This window comes from Burkholderia sp. PAMC 28687 (assembly GCF_001577465.1).
GTDB lineage: Bacteria > Pseudomonadota > Gammaproteobacteria > Burkholderiales > Burkholderiaceae > Caballeronia.
On sequence record NZ_CP014508.1, the window covers coordinates 15,719 to 33,689 of the forward strand.

The 17,971-nt window shown below is 57.2% G+C and carries 14 protein-coding genes and 2 pseudogenes; 7 read left to right on the top strand and 9 right to left on the bottom strand.

What is annotated here, in order from left to right:
* Positions 1–235 precede the first annotated feature (235 nt).
* Both AX768_RS34565 and AX768_RS29735 read right to left on the bottom strand, forming a co-directional pair.
* Complete coding sequence (locus AX768_RS34565; protein WP_062003781.1) at positions 236–679, bottom strand: universal stress protein; 444 nt, start codon at positions 677–679, stop codon at positions 236–238.
* Positions 680–841: 162 nt separating this feature from the next.
* Positions 842–1,195 carry a hypothetical protein gene (locus AX768_RS29735; RefSeq protein ID WP_155524377.1) on the bottom strand — a complete coding sequence of 118 codons (354 nt, stop codon included), beginning with the start codon at positions 1,193–1,195 and terminating at the stop codon, positions 842–844.
* Positions 1,196–2,056: 861 nt separating this feature from the next.
* Here AX768_RS29735 and AX768_RS29745 point away from each other — a divergent pair.
* Positions 2,057–2,485 carry a MarR family winged helix-turn-helix transcriptional regulator gene (locus AX768_RS29745; protein WP_062003784.1) on the top strand — a complete coding sequence of 143 codons (429 nt, stop codon included), beginning with the start codon at positions 2,057–2,059 and terminating at the stop codon, positions 2,483–2,485.
* A gap of 1,058 nt (positions 2,486–3,543) precedes the next feature.
* Entirely contained in the window at positions 3,544–4,266 is a 723-nt protein-coding gene (locus AX768_RS29755; RefSeq protein WP_062003786.1) for an IS6 family transposase, read from the top strand.
* 338 nt (positions 4,267–4,604) lie between these two features.
* Here the strand turns inward: AX768_RS29755 and AX768_RS29760 are convergent, their stop codons facing one another.
* Both AX768_RS29760 and AX768_RS29765 read right to left on the bottom strand, forming a co-directional pair.
* On the bottom strand, positions 4,605–5,621 hold the full coding sequence (locus AX768_RS29760; protein ID WP_062003787.1) for an SWIM zinc finger family protein: 1,017 nt from the start codon (positions 5,619–5,621) through the stop codon (positions 4,605–4,607).
* Positions 5,622–5,641: 20 nt separating this feature from the next.
* Complete coding sequence (locus AX768_RS29765; protein WP_442857283.1) at positions 5,642–8,320, bottom strand: DEAD/DEAH box helicase; 2,679 nt, start codon at positions 8,318–8,320, stop codon at positions 5,642–5,644.
* Positions 8,321–9,040: 720 nt separating this feature from the next.
* Here AX768_RS29765 and AX768_RS29770 point away from each other — a divergent pair.
* The 3 genes from AX768_RS29770 (at position 9,041) to AX768_RS29780 (ending at position 12,107) form a co-directional block, all read left to right on the top strand.
* A complete protein-coding gene (locus tag AX768_RS29770; RefSeq protein ID WP_062004055.1) occupies positions 9,041–9,430 on the top strand; it encodes a hypothetical protein in 390 nt (129 codons plus the stop codon).
* 516 nt (positions 9,431–9,946) lie between these two features.
* Positions 9,947–10,252: a hypothetical protein gene (locus AX768_RS29775; protein ID WP_062003789.1), complete on the top strand. Its 306-nt coding sequence runs from the start codon at positions 9,947–9,949 to the stop codon at positions 10,250–10,252.
* 388 nt (positions 10,253–10,640) lie between these two features.
* On the top strand, positions 10,641–12,107 hold the full coding sequence (locus tag AX768_RS29780; protein ID WP_062003790.1) for a UvrD-helicase domain-containing protein: 1,467 nt from the start codon (positions 10,641–10,643) through the stop codon (positions 12,105–12,107).
* Positions 12,108–12,683: 576 nt separating this feature from the next.
* Here the strand turns inward: AX768_RS29780 and AX768_RS29785 are convergent.
* The 3 genes from AX768_RS29785 to AX768_RS29800 form a co-directional block, all read right to left on the bottom strand.
* Positions 12,684–13,850 carry an IS256 family transposase gene (locus tag AX768_RS29785; protein ID WP_062002954.1) on the bottom strand — a complete coding sequence of 389 codons (1,167 nt, stop codon included), beginning with the start codon at positions 13,848–13,850 and terminating at the stop codon, positions 12,684–12,686.
* A gap of 206 nt (positions 13,851–14,056) precedes the next feature.
* Entirely contained in the window at positions 14,057–14,473 is a 417-nt protein-coding gene (locus tag AX768_RS29795; protein ID WP_062003792.1) for a helix-turn-helix domain-containing protein, read from the bottom strand.
* On the bottom strand, positions 14,473–14,679 hold the full coding sequence (locus AX768_RS29800) for a type II toxin-antitoxin system HigB family toxin (protein ID WP_335340494.1): 207 nt from the start codon (positions 14,677–14,679) through the stop codon (positions 14,473–14,475). Before AX768_RS29800 ends, AX768_RS29795 begins: the two co-directional genes overlap by 1 nt.
* A gap of 352 nt (positions 14,680–15,031) precedes the next feature.
* Here AX768_RS29800 and AX768_RS29805 point away from each other — a divergent pair, with 352 nt between their 5' ends.
* A complete protein-coding gene (locus AX768_RS29805) occupies positions 15,032–15,211 on the top strand; it encodes a hypothetical protein (RefSeq protein ID WP_062003794.1) in 180 nt (59 codons plus the stop codon).
* Between the two features lie 352 nt (positions 15,212–15,563).
* Here the strand turns inward: AX768_RS29805 and AX768_RS33960 are convergent.
* Positions 15,564–15,819 (bottom strand): annotated as a pseudogene (locus AX768_RS33960) (DDE-type integrase/transposase/recombinase); the annotation flags it as partial.
* 318 nt (positions 15,820–16,137) lie between these two features.
* On the opposite strand from AX768_RS33960, the pseudogene AX768_RS29815 reads away from it, so the two are divergent.
* Positions 16,138–17,227, top strand: a pseudogene (locus tag AX768_RS29815) (ISNCY family transposase); the annotation flags it as partial.
* 169 nt (positions 17,228–17,396) lie between these two features.
* Here the strand turns inward: AX768_RS29815 and AX768_RS29825 are convergent.
* Complete coding sequence (locus AX768_RS29825) at positions 17,397–17,936, bottom strand: nucleoside 2-deoxyribosyltransferase (RefSeq protein ID WP_062004057.1); 540 nt, start codon at positions 17,934–17,936, stop codon at positions 17,397–17,399.
* Positions 17,937–17,971: the final 35 nt, after the last annotated feature.

The following is a 17,971-nucleotide window of genomic DNA, read 5'->3' on the forward strand; positions in this document are numbered from 1 at the left end:
TGCGCGACCGAGTTTGCGAGCTAGGATCCGCTCCGCCTGTCGGACGGCCGAATAGAGGGCCTGTTTAGGCGAAATCGCACCTCCGTCTGCGCATACATATGCACCTTGGCGCTGGAATATTACCTCGCCTGTTACTGCATGCCGCACACATAACTCTAGCCAAGTGTCACCGGATTGATCGGGGTCTGGAGGGGCAACAAGTCTTGCCAGAATTTCATAGTCGGCGTAGACACTATCAATTTTCACTTGCCGAACCCTTGGCCGCATGTAGTAAAGTGATTGGTATCGTAGTGAGGCGCCAGATGCGAGTCACCAGCGATAGAGTTCGAAACGCGTTAGGACTACTGGTGTCGATCAAGACAGCGTTGCATTCGTGTTCACGGACGAACGCGGCGATAATCTGCTCTGGGATGCCAAAAACGCGAGTCAGTGTGAACAAGATGTTCGCTTGGCTGAGCATCGCTCGGGACGCAAGAACTGCGGCCTCCCCAGCCCTAAGCTCGTCTGCGCGCTGATCCGAAATTGAATGAAATGCGACCACTCGTCCCTGATCTGGCGGCGGGAGTATCTCGAGTAGTTCGACTGTGACGTCACGGGTGTTTTTCGACAGCACTGTGGCATGTCGAACTGCCTCAGTGACAACGCACGCATTAATGATCGGGATTAACAAGCGAACCATAGAAAGTTCAGTATAGTAGAGCACAGGGGATTCGCGTCCATGATGCGCCGCTTATCCGCGTAGACCAACCAGATTTCCCGAATTTGAGTTGGCTGGGAGACACTCGAGCAGGACTCGCGACCTTTCATATTGTTGTTTATATTTTAACCAGACATTCAACAATCAGCGCGTAGATGCCGAATCCAGCACGCGAAAATCGCCTTCGTAATGGGGGCCTTGGCGCACGCTCGCCGGCGGTCGCCCACACTCCAACAATAGCGCTTCAATTAATATTTCCGCGTAAGGGTCAGAATTGAACCATTTGGCCAACTCGATCGGCCTTCTTTCGCCTTTTTCGATATGCCAGTCGACCGCAACCCCATAATCCACAAAAGGTTCGTTCGGCACGATAAAAAGCTTGCAGAACTCTGATGTCAGGTCGGTTTGGATTACCTTCACGAAGTAACGGCGGATGGGGTTCTCAGCGAAGAAGTGACTAACTTCGCATGACAGCGGATGTGTACAGGTCATTGACATCTAGTGCTCGCCATTTGCGTGTTGATTGTCGTCGCGTGGGCTCTCCTGTGCGTGCGGCCCGTCTGCCGCATCTCAAGACGCCTAGCTGGCGTACGAAAGCGTGAAGGCACGCCAATTCGATGGTCGCCAGGAAGACTGCTGCGCGCTACCGTAACGCCTTGCCGCGAATAATGCTTTTAAATAGGGTAGGACGCATTTGCTTGAAGCCCCCGCCTATATGCTGTTCTCTGCATGTAACGATCTCGGTATGCTTCAGAGCAGAGAAGCTTGTCGCTTTTAACCACGCCGTCAGTCGTCGTCATGGGAAACTCCCATCATCGACAAACAAGTTTTCTACAGGTTTGTCGTGTATCGCAGCTGAAAGAGTACCTGGCCGCACTCATCGTCAAGAAATGCTTTAGCAAGGTCAATAGACGGTGATCAAGACAGAACTAGATCTACCGGAAAAATTCGAACTCGTGCCCCTTTAGCTGCTTTCCCTGAAGACCGTTTTCAAGTCTTTGTAGCGCAGGGTCGAAAGTCGGACCTGTATTGAGCAAGCCCCTGCTCCCACCAACAGAGCTCACTCGACTTCTCGAATGTACGGCCATCGGATGGTCCACCAGCTCCCGAGAGGGACCAAAAAGGGCCGTGTCCTTTGCCGGCGTTTCTGCGGCGAGCACCGGATAACCTACGGACACCGCGCCAGAAATGAGCACAACAGTTAAAATAAGAATTCGCTGCATTTGTCTATTCCTACAAGGAACGGCGTCGACTTGAAGGCGAACAGACGGTGAGCAACCGCGCCTTCGATCAAGTCGTATAAGCAGATTACGTCACACTCTGACATAGTTCAACCATTGTTACAACCGGAGAAGCCTGATGTCCGTGCGAAAAAGCGTGCCTGGCGACGGGCTGAAGAAATCGGATCTGGAAGAACTGTCTGAGTTCCGATACAGACTTCGCCAGTTCTTACGATATTCAGAGGAGATAGTTCGAGCAGAGGGCATCACGCCGCTTCAATATCAGCTTATGTTGCATGTGCGGGGATTCCCGGGTCGAAATTGGGCTTCCGTCGGCGAGATTGCGGAACGGTTGCAGGCAGCGGCCAACGGTACCGTTGGCCTCGTGTCACGATGCGAAGAAGCGGGGTTGGTTGTGAGAAAGGCAAGCCATGATGACCGACGCTTGGTGCAGGTGCATCTGCTTCCCAAGGGGGAGCGGGTGCTCGCGCGGTTGGCGACAAAACATAAGTCAGAAATTGCGTCGTTCGGATGGGCGTTTAAAGGCGCCGCTGAAACTACGCAATAATGAGCTTTGAACTCTTCAGCGCTTGCAGCCCGAAATTGTTGAGCGGTCGTCGAGCGTTCACGCGCGGAAAGAAGACCGAACGTAAAGGCAGCAACCTGCCCGCTAGATAGGTCAATGATGTGACCGTAGAATACGAGCGCTGTGGGGCGCGTCGAGTTCAAAGCCTATTTTCTTAGATACAGTGTCTCCAATCGGCATCGATGGGCATGGCTTCGCGCCTTAAGTTAACTCGGTTGGAAACCGCTGCCTAGAAAGCTCCGCAGTTGACGACGCGGTTGTACGCAACGATCGAGCCCCCAAGCTAGATTGCGACCGTTCTCCCGCAAACGCTTTGAAGTGCCCGACAAATATGTCTCAATGTGACTAATGTTGGTATAGAATATTGACGGTTACCCGGTCCCACGCACGAACATTTCAGTCTCCGCCCGGTGAGAGTGCTCAAGCGGTCTTTCTATTTCATGGGTCAAACTGTTGAGAGCTATCCAGTTTCGGTATGCGATAAGGTGTGCCATCGTCTGCGCGGGAGTCTGGCATGCCGAAACGGGGTACGGGTCTCCGGGGACAAATTGCGGAGTACTAATCGGGCACGGTGTTGTAGAAAAGGCGCCTCCTAGTCACGTTAATGAAGGTGCTTTCCGTTTGGTCGACGGCGAGCAGATTGTTCTTTCACGCAGCAGAGGAAAGAGGATTTTTGGGACGTTGCGTGTCCACAAGTATTTGTTTGGTTACGAGGCGGCTTGGCAGCCAATGGGTAGCCGGCGCGAGTACCTTATCGTTATGAACGGGAAACAGGAAGCGACGCTGACGCCAACAGGAAGGATGAGATGGACGATCCCTTACCCGCTAGGGACGGTCGTCGGCCCGATAGAGGTGACGTCGTGCGCGGACGCGCCGGTCTCTTAATGCTTACGAGTCGACCGTTGGTTTAAACAATATAGTGGCTCGGAATATTTTAATTATCAGCTAAGTAATCGGAGGATCCATGTCTCAATTCGGTTCTGTCGCAATAACGATGCTGCGGTAAAGTTTGGGCTACACAAAATTGACTTTGGTTCACGATGAAGAAGAGCGCGACACCACGAAAGGCCCTTGCTGCGGGCGTTGCCAAAGTTTTGAAGCGGCTTCATTACCCACTAGATGTGATGCTGCTGTGCGTGCGATGGTATGTGGCCTATTCGCTCAGTCTTCGTGATCTTGAAGAAATGATGGCCGAGCGCGCCATCGGCGTCGATCATTCAACGGTGCATCGGTGGGTCATCAAACTGGTGCCGTTGTTCGAAAAGGCGTTTCGCCGGCATAAGCGCCCGGTGGGCAAGAGCTGGCGCATGGATGAGACGTATATCAAGGTCAAAGGCTCGTGGAAATACTTGTATCGTGCTGTGGACAAGGCGGGTAACACCATCGACTTTTTGTTCAGAGCCAAGCGAGACAAGGTTGCTGCGCGGCGCTTCTTCGATAAAGCAATCGATCAGAACGGCGCACCCGACACAGTGACCGTCGACAAAAGCGGCGCTAATCTGGCCGCGCTGCATGCGGTAAATGCTGAGCGCGAGACCCCCATCAAGATTCGGCAGGTCAAGTATTTGAATAACATAGTCGAACAGGATCATCGGGTGATCAAACGCCGAACCAGACCGATGCTGGGTTTCAAGGACTTTGATTGTGCGCGTGTCATTCTGAGTGGCATCGAAGTCATGCACATGATCAACAAAGGGCAGATGAAGTTCGCAAACAAAACGCTCCTTTCTGCCGCCAACCAGTTCTACTCGCTCGTTTCATAAGCAATCCATAACAATCGCATTTGCTCGGCCGTCGCGTCTTACTGCGACAGAACCCCCACGACTTATAGGATCGCAACGAGCAAAGAACGCGGTCCGCTTAAACGGGCGGCCTCGTTGGGAACAGCGCAAGAAATGCGTAACCTCTAACTCAAACACAAATTGCTGCAAAGCACCAATTAAGGGCATTTCGCGCGACCATAGCGCCTTGATGCATTCAAGGAAGATGGAGCAAGTATCGAAACGTGCCGCTTCACTAGAGCAGCGCCGCGCGTATCTGCGCATATTTGGCGGCGTCACTCACTTGCCGCAAAGCCATGCGAGATGGACGGGCTCTGAAATCAGCAGGACTCAGCTTTCGCCTGTCGAACACTGGCGCGCTTGCCTGTTGCCGCCTCTTTCGGCGTTGCAGGCGAGTTCGACATCTTCGCTTTACCGGCAACGACGTTGCCAGATGCTGATTTACGCTGCCCGGCGGATGGTTTGACCAGTAATTTCTTTGTTTCCGCTTTATTGTCCGCCGCCGTCTTCGCGGTCGCCGTTGGCTTGCCAGCTGTCGAGGCAGCCGGCTTGGCCGCCTTCTTCGCTGTCACCTTATCTGTCGATGGCTTCTTACGTCCGGCAGTAGGCTTCGACGGTGCGTATATTTCGGCCATCTCGATGCCAAACACATCGGCCACCAACGCGTCGTCGAGCACCTTGCTGGTAGCCGGGCGTTTTCTCGATTCAGGCAGACTGGTATCGATCTGACGGATGAGATCATTGGCATCGACCCGGCGCAAGGCGAAGAGGGATTCCGGCTGTTGGTCGAGCCGCGCGCCGACGCCGTAGAGCACCGCAGCAACGTGCTTGCACATCGACGCCCAATCCGGGCAACTGCAATTGAACTTGATTTCCTTCGGTGCCGGAAAAAGACCAATACCAGGTTTGCAGATCCGCTCCATCACGGCTGTCGAGAGCTTGCCCTGCAAGAGTTCCACGATCGAATCGATCGACCCCGAGCAATCGGCCCCGATTGCTCGCCATTGCTTTTCAGGAAACGCCGTCACGGTCACGGCTACCTTGTAGAGGCTCGAACCCATTACCTGCGCTCGGACTTCGCCTGCCGTAATCTGTAGGTCGATCACGGAACCGTTGCGGGCATAGGTACGGCCGCGCGCCAGGCGGTTGGCATAGTCACTATAGCCTTCCAGATTGTCGCACCAGGCCTTGCCCCAGAAGGTCTTGGCGATGGCACCGCGATACGATGCGATGGGTGACAGGACCGCACCAGCCTTCTTCGCCTTGGCGGCGGCCAGTTCAGCCTTTTTCCTGCGCGCGGCGACCGAGACATACGGCTTCCACCCTCCATAACCCATTGCGTTTTTCCTCTTGACGATCAGTTTTCTTGCGCGGCATGAACGTCGAGCTTCACGAGATCGAGCAATTCGCGATCGCTCATCTCGGTGAGCAGGAGTTCTGCGCCTCCCTCCAGCACATCCTTTACCAATTGCTGCTTCGCTTCGATCAACTGGTCGATTCGCTCCTCAATCGTGCCACGGCAGATAAACTTATGCACTAGGACGTTTCTCTGCTGGCCGATACGAAACGCACGGTCGGTCGCCTGATTTTCCGTGGCCGGATTCCACCAGCGGTCGTAGTGGATCACGTGGGAAGCGGCGGTAAGATTCAACCCCACGCCGCCCGCTTTGAGCGAGAGCACGAAGAACGGTATCAGCTCATCTTCCTGGAATCGCTTGACCAGTTCACGGCGCTTGGCTACCGGAGTGCCGCCATGGAGCACCAGACCTTCGCGACCAAAGATCGAACCCAGAAATGCCGCCAGCGGCTCAGTGGTCTCGCGGAACTGAGTAAAGACCAGCACCTTTTCCTGCTTGGCCGCGATCACTTCGGCGAGTTGCCGCAGGCGGGCGAACTTGCCGCTGTCTTCCGCCTTCCACGCGGCGTCGCCCAGCCATTGCGAGGGATGGTTGCATATCTGTTTGAAGCGCATCAGGAAGCTCAGCACCACACCCTTGCGCCCGATGCCTTCGGCGTCCTCAAGCGCGGCGGCCAGATCCTTCACCGCGCGCTGATAAAGCGCCGCCTGGCTCGGGCTCAGATGGCACCAGGCCTTGAGTTCGGTCTTGTCGGGAAGGTCGTCGATTACCCGCTTGTCGGTCTTCAGGCGGCGCAGGATGTAGGGTCGTACGAGCGTGCGCAGCGGGCCGAAGTGCTCGGCCTTCGCAAGCTGCTTGGTAAATCTGGCGAAGACTTTGTCCGAGCCCAGCAAACCGGGGTGGGTGAAATCGAAAATGGACCACAGATCGGACAGGCGGTTTTCTACAGGGGTTCCAGTCAGCGCGATGCGCGATTGTGCCTGGATCTGCTTGACCTGTCGCGTTTGCTTGGCGCCCGGATTCTTGATCGCCTGCGCTTCATCGACGATGGCAACACGCCATTGGATGGTTTCCAATACCGGCTGGCGAACAAGCGTGCCAAAGCTGGTGACGACGAGATCGATGTCCGCAAGGCGTGCGGCGTCCAGCGAACGCAAATCGGCCGCCGGCATGGCCGATGGATGGGCGATCAGCAGGCGCAATCCGGGGGCGAAGTGCTCGGCCTCTGCCGCCCAGTTGGCTAGCAGCGATGCGGGGGCGACCAGCAGACTGGGCCGCGCCTCGGCGCTTTCGCGCTTCAGCACGAGCAGCAGCGAGAGTACCTGCATGGTCTTGCCCAGGCCCATATCGTCCGCCAGGCAAGCGCCCAGACCAAGCCGGGTGAGTAGATACAACCACCGCACGCCAGCTTGCTGGTAGGGCCGTAGGCTCGCCTTGAGTTCCGCGCCCGGGCCGATCTGCGCCAACCCTTCCGGCTGACGCAATTCCTGCAGGATGTCGGCGAGCCACGGCCCAGCCACAAGCTGCGACCAGTCGCGATCAGCGGGGTCGCCGCTATCATCGAGTGAAACGCCTGCCAGAAGACGTAGGGCCTCGTTAAAGGGCAGACCGGCTTTCGCGGCCTTTTCCATGGCCTCGAATCGCTTCAGGAGGCGATCGAGCCTTTTTTTGTCCACCTCGACCCAGCGACCGCGGATGAGTTGCAAGCCGTCGGCGCCTTTGAGCAGATCCCTGACCTCGGAGGCGCTGAGATGCTCGCCGTCGAGGGACACCTCCATGCTGAAATCGAGTAACGCGTCCATGCCTAAGAGCGAAGGCGGTCGTGTGCCGACGCTGGCTTTCACAACGGGACGAGCAGGACGGCCCGCCTGCCAGACGCTTGGCGTGCGAACGACAATGCCGGCGGTTTCGAGTTTGGACAGGTCCGAGAGAAAGCGATGGGCGTCAAGCGGCGTCCAGCGCAGCGGATGGTATATCTCGCCGGTATCCACCATATCGCGAAGCCAATCGCAGTCTTGCGCGGCGCGCTGCACCGGCAGTAGCAGCGACAAGAGTTGCGCCCGGCTCCTGGCCCCCGAAAATTCTGCAAGGGCTTGCGACAGCGGCTGGTGTTGCGCTTTGCCATGGGCTGACAGGCGCGAGGTGTAAGTCGCAAGGAAAGCAAACGGAGACTCCGGGTCCTTGCGGTTCTCAGCGAGGTTGAAATGCACGCGGCCGACAAGATTCCAGGCCGGGTGGCGCGACTTGAGGAAATCCTGAAGCGAGACTTTTTCGGTCGCCAGTTCCTGGTGTAAGGCGGTGTTGATCTCGCCCCACAGCGTGGCCAGCACATCTGGTGTTAGATACTCCCCGCCCGTCATCGGCGGTGCATCAGCAATCAGGGCATCGAAATCCTGGGTAGCAGGCGTAACGACCGCGATCTCGCCACCTTCAGGCGTGGCGCACAAGGCGGTGACGTAGCGCGCGGCAAAATCACGCCACCAGGCCCATGCGGGCGGCAAAATGCGGCCGATTTCCGCCGTTCCCAGATGCAGCAGGCCATGCCCAGCGCCAAGCGCAAAAGAACTGCTTAGCCTCGGTCGTATTTCCTCCGCCAATAGGGGCGCGTCGTCCTCCGGCACCGCAAGCAGGTGACCACCGGGTGTCAGCTGTGGCGCGAACGTGTTGGCAGCAGTCAAGAACGCCCGTCCCCGTCGCGCTGTCGTAGCAAGCGCTGAAGCCGCCCGCATTCACGGGAAGCGGCTTCATATACAACCAGCAGGCCCACCGGCCCAGTGCGAACTGGGCGAAGCTCGGTTTGCGCCTGGTCCGATCGAATTGTGGGGTGGACCCAGCAGCCGGGATACGGCTCGCCCCCGCGTTGCGCAAGTCTGGTGAACTGTCTTTTCATCTGTTTGTAGGACAACTCGGTTGCTATATTAATTCACAGAATTTCGCCCCTGGCACTCCCGCCGGCGGCCCAACCCTCAACCGTTACGGCCCCGTCGGATTTCCGAGTTCTGCGAGAAATAAGACTCATGATGAAAGGGTACCAAAACCTGATGCATACGAGATGGGATACCGATGGCGATTCCAACCCACGCAAGCGAAAATCAGTTGGCGCTAATGTTACAAACAACCAAAAGGCAGAGTGTCTTCTTCGCCCGAGGATGTGGCGACCGACCCGAACGCGGGAATGACCGTTGCGCCTCGACGACCGCCGATCACCGACAGGTGTGAGTTACGCCATTGCGCTCGCTCGCGTCTATGCTGCGAACGCTCCTTGCTCAGCCCACCGGTCATTATTTCGCAAATCCGCTTTAGCGGTGTACGCGCAAGGTGCAAGAAACTTGCTACGCTTTGCGTTTATTTCCGTGACGCCGCTTACGTCACTCGGCAAGGCATGCGAGGGAGGGATCATGACATTCAAGGCGCAGTGGTACCGAGACAAGTTTGCAAAAAAACGTGGCAAAGGTTTCTGCGGCTATCCAGTGGCAACGGTTGCCTTCTACGGGCCAGACGACACGAGAGCGACGAAGGTCTCTGTTGGCATTGTCGCGTACGAAGATGCCGACGCGGACCCGGTTGAGCGGTGGTTTTGCGAAACAACCGATGCGAGAAGCGATCCGGAAATCACTAAAGAAATCGTTCGATTCATCGATCATCATGGTGCCAAATCCGTAGCGGCCGTTGATCGCATCATCGGCTGCCCGCATGAGGAAGGCATTGACTACCCGGAAGGCGAAAAATGTGAGCAGTGTCCGTTCTGGGCGCACCGTGATCGATGGAGCGGCGAGATCGTGCAGTGACACGTCAAGAGGCAAGCGCTTCCATCCTCGGGCTAAGGCGTTGCTTACTCGCCTCGTTCCGACCGTAGTCTTGCAGTCATTAACGCAGGACACTTTCTGGACGAGAAGGTCGCATGCAGCTCTCAGCGAGGCGGGGGCAGCCCGTGGCGTGGCCCCACGCAATCGTGATCGCCTACGCGACTGGCTTCGACTCCGCGAGCGCGACGACTGCGACGTGCCTCAGGTGCAAGAAAGGCTCCGCGGAGCCGGACATCGACCGATGCAACCGAAGCGTGGTCACGCGCGAAGTGAAAGGTACAGGGGCAAATCTCCTGTTGGGAAGGCACGTTGTGGGATCTTCCCGAGCAAGGTGAGCATCACCGTTAATGCAAGGGGTAGAGCCATGGTTTTTCTTGCCGAAGGTTCCTGATCGCTCGTGACGACACCCTCTGGCGGCTGTCAAGCACCAAGTTCGACCGGATGCTGCGAGATCCGGTAGGACACTGTCTGCCAGATTTTGCGGGGCAGCGAGCGCCAATGGCCAGCGTCGTGGTCGAGCTTGTGGCCAGAAACCCGATGCGCGTCGTTCGGAACACGTTTTCCATTCTTACTTTTGATGCCGAAGGTCGCATCGACCCGAGTAGATTCGAAAAGCAGCAATTTGCCCTCGCGGAGTCCACCTTCGCACCGGTCTTTACCGTATTCGCTGATGAGAGCAACAAAACAATCGTCGACGCGACCTACCGATTCATTGCACAGGGAGGCCAATGGGTTCCGTCACGCGCGTTGGCACGCATCATAGATCAGACCGCGGTGGGACAACGACAGTGCCGACACCTGTAAGCGATCGCTCGACGGCTCGTCTACGGCATCCGACAGCGATCAGATCATTCAGCCCTCTCGCAAGCCGCCACTCGCGAGCGATAAAATTCGCGGCTATCCGAACGGCGGTTTCATAGCCGATCAAGCGACGAACATGATAGTCGCCGGAAGGTCCGTTACCTGACTGAAGCCGCCCTTCGAATGTCCGCCTGAGAGCACGGTCGAATGGCCGTAGGCCGAATGGTCTCATGCGATGACGCATAAATCGACTGACAAGGGACGATCGTGACTTCGATTCGACCGTCGCGCTGCCAGCAGCTCGAAGGCCGGAGGTCGGTTGCCGCGCGGCATCTCGCCCATAGACGATTTTCCGGCACACTACGGGCATCTTCGCTCAGCCTCACATCCCATGCCCCATTCGTTTAAGCCTACCCCCGAGCAGCACGCGGTCGTAGATGCGGTTCTTGGCGGAGGCGACCTGAAGATCAAGGCGTATGCCGGCGCGGGAAAGACTTCGACGCTACGGCTGATTGCCGATCGTCTCGCCGGTAGCCGCGGCAGCTATCTCGCCTTCAACAAGGAAATCGCCCAGCACGCTCGCCGCGGGTTTCCGCCGAATGTCAGCGCGCGCACGGTGCATTCGCTCGCCTATGCATCCGTAGCTCCCGCCCTGTCCGCGCGCGTGAATCTCCCGGCCGAGCCGCCGCACGAATTGGCTGCCCGCTATGGGATCGGACCGATACAGGTGCCCACCATCACCGGCAAAACCGTCGAAGTCACGCCGTTCGAACTTGGTCGAATGGTCGCCGACGGCCTGGGCAGGTTTTGCCGCTCGGCGCAGCTGGGACCAGAGGCTTCCGACATCCCTGTCGACGAAAAGGTTCATGAAACGGCGGCCGACTGGCTGCGCGAATCGTTGCTTCCCTGCGTAGTGCGCCTGTGGAATGAAAGCACTGATCCACGCGGCCGCAGCGCCATTGCGCCGGATGTCTATCTAAAAGTCTGGGCGCAGACAAAACCTCGTATCGATGCGGACTTCATCCTGTTCGACGAGGCGCAGGACAGCGATGGCGTCATGCTCTCGGTGCTTGGCCTCCAGCGCCACGCACAGATTATCTACGTCGGCGACCCCTACCAGCAAATCTATGAATGGCGCGGCGCGGTAAATGCAATGGCTCAGATCGACGCGCCCGAGTGTGCGCTAACCGAGTCCTTTCGCTTCGGACCTACGTTCGCGGCACTCGCTAGCCGTATTCTGTCGCTGCTAGACGAGCGCACGCCCATTCGCGGGCAGGACACCATCGGGTCGATCATGTCGGAGGATCCGAGTGTCTCAACGCCCGTCGATGCCATTTTGTGCCGCAAGAATGTGACGGCGATCTGGCAATTGGCCGCGGGCGTCGAAGCGGGTCACAAGCCGGCAATCCGTATGAGCCCGACCGAGATCGTCGCGTTCGCTGACGGCGCCGATCATTTGCTGGCCGGCAAGCGAGCTTTCCGGCCAGCGGCATTTTCCCTGTTCGAAACGTGGAAGGACGCTCAATCGTTTGCACAGAGCGCGGTCGGGCGCGACTTACTACCGATCGTGCGAATCGTCGACGAGTTTGGCACCGCCTATCTGCGGGAGCTAGCGCGACGAGTTACGCCCGAGGCAGACGCCGACTACGTGATCTCGACCGTGCACCGCGCCAAGGGACTGCAATGGAAACGGGTGAAGGTAGCCAACGATTTCCGCTTCAAGACCGTTGACGGGCGTCTGACGTTAGGCGAGGACGAGATGCGCCTGCTGTACGTGGCAGTGACGCGCGCACAACATGTGCTGGACATCTCCGAGCTACGCGAGGAGCTTTTGCGGTTGTTTAACTCGCGTCGGTGACCGCACAGACCTGCTCCGCGCCAGCGTGCCTCTCAATGCCATCGTTTTGTGCTGCTGGTGGTAAGCGCCACTGCCATACGCCGCAGCAATACCGCGGTTGAAACGGCGTCTACTTGGGTCGCTTCAAGAAACGAAAAACAAAGCACGATAGCTACAAAACGACCGTCGGAAATCGACCCACTATAATAGTCCGTCCCGCTTTCATCAATACTGGTGGGACTAACAGCTCGCTGCCAGTCAAGGCGGGACATGCACCCGGGACTACGAATAAGTCGACTCAAACGCCTGGACGATTACTTTTAGTTTCGATAGCCCTTACAAAAAAACAGTGTATCTCTGGAAAAACAGGGTGTTTTTCTTTGCAGCTCTGTCGCCGTGATCAGCTCGAGAATTGCCGAATTGCGCATCCGTCTCCCGCAGCGCGCGCCAGATCAATTCTCCTTCGTCCTGTTCGGTGAAATACGCATCGGCCTGCGCGGTGCCAGGCTCGTACGGGATGCCAAGCGTGGACTCCTGTAGGGTTGTGCAACTTTTTTTCTGTAAAAGCGTTCAGGCGATTCCATCGAGAAGCGGAGATCAGGGGTTCATGTTGAGATAGATTTTTCCGCTCATCCACTCTTCGTCGCACTCGGCGAGCAAGGCAGAGACGAGACGAAGGCAGGATGGGGCGTTCGGGAAGATCGAGGCGACGCGGGTGCGACGCTTGAGCTCGCGATTGATCCGTTCGAGGCCATTGGTGGTGCGCAGGCGGATCCGATGGGCATGCGGCAACTCGAAGATGGCAAACCCTTCAGGTAGATTGTCTTCGGCCCAGGTAGCGAGCGCAGGCGCTTCGACGGCCCAGAGTTCGACCGCCTGCTTCAGCAGACGTTGGGCTTCGGCGCGATCCGGGGCATTGAAGATGGTCCGGATACGCAGCGCCACGGGTTTGCGCTGATCGAGACGAGGAACGTAAGCATGCGCATTCTGCTGCAGATGGAACTGGCAGCGTTGCCAGGGCACGCTTGGCAGCGTCGCGCGACGGGCAGCCTTAAGACCGGCATGATCGTCGGAGACGATGAGCTTGACGCCCTTGAGGCCGCGGCGAACCAGGCTGTCGAGGAAGGCGCGCCAGTGAACTTCGGCTTCGGACAGGGCAACCGACACGCCCAGGACCCGACGATGACCGCCTGCCGTGATGCCGACGGCGACGAGCACGGCGCAATCGACGAGGTGACCCGCTTCACGAATACGCTCATAGCGGGCATCGAGAAAGACGTAAGGCGTTTCATCAAGGGGACGCTCACGCCAGATCGCAAGACCCGCGTCGAGTTGTTCGGCAGCCCGGCTGACCTGAGTCGAGGAGATCGACACCTCCGGCCCCAGCAGCTTGACCAGGACGTCGGTGACCTTGCGGGTGGAGACGCCCTGGACGTACATTTCGGCCAGCGCGAGATTGACCGCCTGCTCGGTGCGAGTTCCTTTTTCGAGCGCGCTGGGGTAGAAGCCGCTGCCGCGCACCTGGGGGACATCGAAGGTCAGTTCGCCAACACGGGTCATGACGGTTTTGGGTTTGAAGCCGTTCGCATAATCGATTCGTCCGGCGGTTCGTTCATGAGACTGGGCGTTGAGGTACTGCGCCCGCTCGATCTTACTTGCTTCGTTGACCAGGATGCGCAGGGCTTCGCCCGCGCCGTCCAGGCCGTTGAGCAGAAGCGCTGCAAAAGCGTCTTCAAGGGGATGATGTTCTACGCGTTGCGCCATGCTGTCGACTCCTTCGTGAATGTGGGTAAGAATGCTCCGAAGGAATCGCCTGCAAATATGACCTGCGAGGGTTTTGCCGCGCGGCTATGCCGTCCTCCGCTCTTCGGGCGCTACGCGCCCTCATCACGGCGGCCGTCACAGCCGCGCAACACCAGCAGCTACGAATTTACAGAAACGATGTTGCACTAACTCCTGTAGACGGCAGATCACAGGAAAATGTCTGCGTGGACATGGAAGCGCTTCGCGAGTCGCTTGGCTACGTCCTTACTGATTACGCGCTTGCCGTTCAGGATCTCCGAGATACGGTTTTGCGGTGCGCAGTCGTCGAGGTCGGCTTGCGTCAGGTTCTGCTGTTCCATGAGGAATCGCAGCACTTCGGGCGGCTCCGCGTCGGGAATCTCAACGTGTTCGTCTTCATACGCTTTCACCTGAGTGGCGATCAGGTCGAGTACTTCGGCGAGCGGATGCGCTTCGTCGTCGCCGACTTCGTTAAGCAGCTCGTCGATGTACGCGATGGCCTTGTCGTAATCGGCCTCAGTGCGCACGGCCGTGGCGCTGCCGATCAGTTCCTTGAACGGCAGCCATGCCTTCAGGATGGCGCTTGGCTCTGCAATGGCGTTCATTACTTTTTCTCCTTCCATTTGTCTGTGTCGTATTCGGCATGCGTCAAGACGTTTCGAACAAATACCTTGTGCATGTTGTAGTGAATCGCGGCGATCAGTCGATACTTGTTCCCGCCGATGTCGAAGACCGTATGCGGCTTCACGTAGTCCGCCGCGCCGAAGGTCGCCTTCAGGTCGTTGAGATCCTTAAAATTCCTGTCCTGCATGACCCTGAGCCAAGCCCGTAGCGGCGGCTCAGCGTCCGGGTGCTTCGTCCAGAACGCTATGAGTGGTGGTTTGGAAATTATGTGCATGACAATACTATATCCCAATTTGGGATGTTTTCAAGCAGATTGAAGCACTTCTTCCAGCATGAGACCGTCGCTCGTGGCACTCCTCCCACGCCCGCTGAAAATGTGACGGGGCGCTAGATCAGGGCCGTGGCGGGACTGGGCGACCTCTGCAGGGGCTGCCTTATGGTCATCCAAAACGGCGGCGCTTAGGTGGTCTCGCGTGGGGCGACTGTGCTGCCGTGCGCTTTATCATGGTTTTTCGATGCCTTCGTCGGGAAACCGCCAAATGTGCTATGCGGATCAAATCGTCGAGGACTTCCGCAAATACGTCAGGATGTTCGGTGCTGACATGAGCATCCGGGATCTCGCGCAACATCACGTGGAGCGCGTCGAAGGCAGAGACGCGAAGATTCCCAAGGGCATGGACGCAGTCTTTGCCAATCCGAATACCGAGGATGAAGGCTGATAAAGGCGTTGATCGACCATTACAACGCCGCCCAGGTGACGAAGCTCGGGCAGGAACTGTTCGAACAGCGCGCACACTTCAGACCATAGTGACCAAAGCGGCCACCGACAGCAAGCGGAACCCGACCGACAAGATCGACGCCACGCTGTGCCTACTCGATAACATTGGGCGTGGGGTTCTGAAAGACCGTGATTCGCGCATTTTCCCCAGCCGATAAGCGCCAGTTAGGTACTCTCAAATAGTTTCAGGCCGCGCGAGCGAAGACGTACAACGTCAGGGTTCCTAATTTATTCGGCAAGGCGATCCAGCATTCGATTGCCAGTCACGGCGTCCCACGCTTCGAAGGCACATGTGCGCGCCTGTCGTTTTCTTGTGCGTTCGCGTTGTAACGGCAGTGCATGAACAGGTTTGCCACCTGATTGTGGACCGACGTGAATCGTTGCGGGTGGCGGGCTGATTTGAAGCGACGCATTACCTTCTCGCGAACCCGAGTTGGCTGGTGCGAGTTTCTCCGCCCGGTTGTTCAGTCCTTCGTGCTGCCCGTGTTCCACGTTCAGCCCCAGGTCCCTGTTTGCCGCAGCGTAGCTCTTAAGCTTGTCGGTGATCAGCGGCAAAAATCACCCTGAGGGGTTTAAACGCAGAGGTTCGTGGTATATCAAAGAACTCAAATTGCCTACCCACGTCTCTCGATTAGAACGCCGTTACTTGGGCTCGCAGCGCTGCGGGCTGGCGAGTTCCACGTGACCGAAGAGAGGAATGGGTTGCTAACTTTACATAATTAACATTAACAACATTTGTTCTGTAGGCCCCAAGTAGTAATGTCGTACTTGAGCCAAATAGAAATGTCGCACTGAGGGCTCGATTCGGTCCATGCTGAAGCTCCGCTTTCGCTGGGAGTTGATCATGGATAGCACTGGGATGATCACCATGGGCTCACATTAGCCGCAGAGACGGTTCGCCACCTGATGACCGACGCCGGCCTGTGGATTCCACGCAAGCAGCGCCCGCCCAAGATCCATCAGCCGAGGAACCGGCGGTCTTGTCTGGGCGAGCTGATCCAGATCGATGGTAGCGATCACCGGTGGTTTGAAGACCGGGCGCCAGCGTGCACGCTGCTGGTGTTTATTGACGATGCCACAAGCCAACTGATGACGTTGCACTTCACCGCGACCGAATCGACCTTCAGCTATTTCGAAGCGACGCGGCGCTATATCGAGCAGCATGGCAAGCCCGTGGCGCTCTACAGCGACCGCGCCAGCGTGTTCTCGGCCAATCAAAAAAGCACGGCTGACAAAGGCATAACGCAGTTTGGCCGGGCCTTGTACGAACTCAATGTCGACACCTTTTGCGCCAACAGCAGTCAGGCCAAAGGCCGCGTCGAACGGGCCAATCTGACCTTGCAGGACCGGCTTGTGAAGGAATTGAGGTTGCGCGGAATCGACACGCAAGCGGCGGCGAATGTTTATGCGCCCCACTTCATTGCCGACTTTAACAACCGGTTTGGCAAGGCACCGAAGAGCGACTACAACGCGCATAGGCCACTGCGCGACGACGAGGACCTGGATTCGGTTTTAACGTCTCGTGCATCGCGCTGCCTGTCGAACACACTGACCGTGCAATACGATCGGGTGCTATACCTGCTCGATGATTCGCCCGTGACCCGAGCGCTGATTCATCACTCTGGACGTATGCGAGTACCCGGATGGTCGCATCGAAATCGTGGCCAACGGCACTGCTCTACCCTATCGCCAGTACGACCGGCTCTCGGATGTAGACCAAGGTGCCGAGATTGATAACAAGCGCCTTGGACACATCCTTGCGCTGTCTCGGCAGGTGCAAACAGAGCGCGACAACCGGCGTATCTCGGGTTCACCGTCGCGGACCAATCAGGGTGAACCGGTGAAACCGAAGATGCGGGCCAACAACAAGCGCAAACAACGCGAGCTCAAGCAAATCGACATGAACGCGATGATGCTAAGAAGCGCCGAACTGCGGGCAGCCGCGGTGGGGAAATGAGCTTTTTAAAGAGAGATTGATAAAGTCAAAACCCGACATTTCTAAAAAGTTTGAACCCCGACATCTGAACTTGGCCTCGACATCGTACGTAGTCCGAAATACATGCAAGAGTTTGAAATCTATCGGGATATCCTCACCCAGAGCGATGGCAAGACGCGTTCGATAGTGCTCACGGTTTTCTTTCCTGAAACCTTATTTGGTAAAGCGTTGCGGCTAGAGCGCTAACGCTATCACTGTCAGCTCGAAGCGACGCAATGGATGCGCCGAGGTCCAGCGTTTCGGTTACTTTTTCTGAGCTGTGACGCGCGACGACTCGCCCGATAGCGGCCGGCAACGCTGATAGATCGTCAATCGTCTCGAAGTCGCCAAGTCCTGTCACCATCGGATTGTCAGAACCGTTGAGCATCGAACGTACGTCGGTTTTGAATAGAATAAGCGGTTTGCCGGAGTGCCACGCGAGCGTTGCCTCGACGACCGTTCCTTCATCCTGCACTCTGCCGTTTAGGTTCGCTACAATCACATCGCAACGTCTAAGCAATTGGTAGGTATCCAGAGCGAAGATCGCCTTATTAAGCATGCTCACTGCTTCGTTGGGCGAGGCACCGCATTGTTCCAGTGCAGGCTTGAGCTGAGCGAGCTCCAACCCGTCGCGATGCGGAAGAAACGTTGAAAAACCAGCTTGCTCCAGCACGCTGGAAATGCTGTCCATCTCGGTGCGGCGGCTCTGATTCTTTTGGACACAGA

Bases quoted from the DNA above. Each gene is read 5' to 3' on its own strand.
- AX768_RS29825 (WP_062004057.1), bottom strand. From the start codon at position 17,936: ATGGACAGCATTTCCAGCGTGCTGGAGCAAGCTGGTTTTTCAACGTTT.
- AX768_RS29755 (WP_062003786.1), top strand. From the start codon at position 3,544: ATGAAGAAGAGCGCGACACCACGAAAGGCCCTTGCTGCGGGCGTTGCC.
- AX768_RS29775 (WP_062003789.1), top strand. From the start codon at position 9,947: ATGGCCAGCGTCGTGGTCGAGCTTGTGGCCAGAAACCCGATGCGCGTC.
- AX768_RS29805 (WP_062003794.1), top strand. From the start codon at position 15,032: ATGTGCTATGCGGATCAAATCGTCGAGGACTTCCGCAAATACGTCAGG.
- AX768_RS29770 (WP_062004055.1), top strand. From the start codon at position 9,041: ATGACATTCAAGGCGCAGTGGTACCGAGACAAGTTTGCAAAAAAACGT.
- AX768_RS29760 (WP_062003787.1), bottom strand. From the start codon at position 5,621: ATGGGTTATGGAGGGTGGAAGCCGTATGTCTCGGTCGCCGCGCGCAGG.
- AX768_RS29735 (WP_155524377.1), bottom strand. From the start codon at position 1,195: ATGTCAATGACCTGTACACATCCGCTGTCATGCGAAGTTAGTCACTTC.
- AX768_RS29795 (WP_062003792.1), bottom strand. From the start codon at position 14,473: ATGAACGCCATTGCAGAGCCAAGCGCCATCCTGAAGGCATGGCTGCCG.
- AX768_RS29800 (WP_335340494.1), bottom strand. From the start codon at position 14,679: ATGCAGGACAGGAATTTTAAGGATCTCAACGACCTGAAGGCGACCTTC.
- AX768_RS29780 (WP_062003790.1), top strand. From the start codon at position 10,641: ATGCCCCATTCGTTTAAGCCTACCCCCGAGCAGCACGCGGTCGTAGAT.
- AX768_RS34565 (WP_062003781.1), bottom strand. From the start codon at position 679: ATGGTTCGCTTGTTAATCCCGATCATTAATGCGTGCGTTGTCACTGAG.
- AX768_RS29745 (WP_062003784.1), top strand. From the start codon at position 2,057: ATGTCCGTGCGAAAAAGCGTGCCTGGCGACGGGCTGAAGAAATCGGAT.
- AX768_RS29785 (WP_062002954.1), bottom strand. From the start codon at position 13,850: ATGGCGCAACGCGTAGAACATCATCCCCTTGAAGACGCTTTTGCAGCG.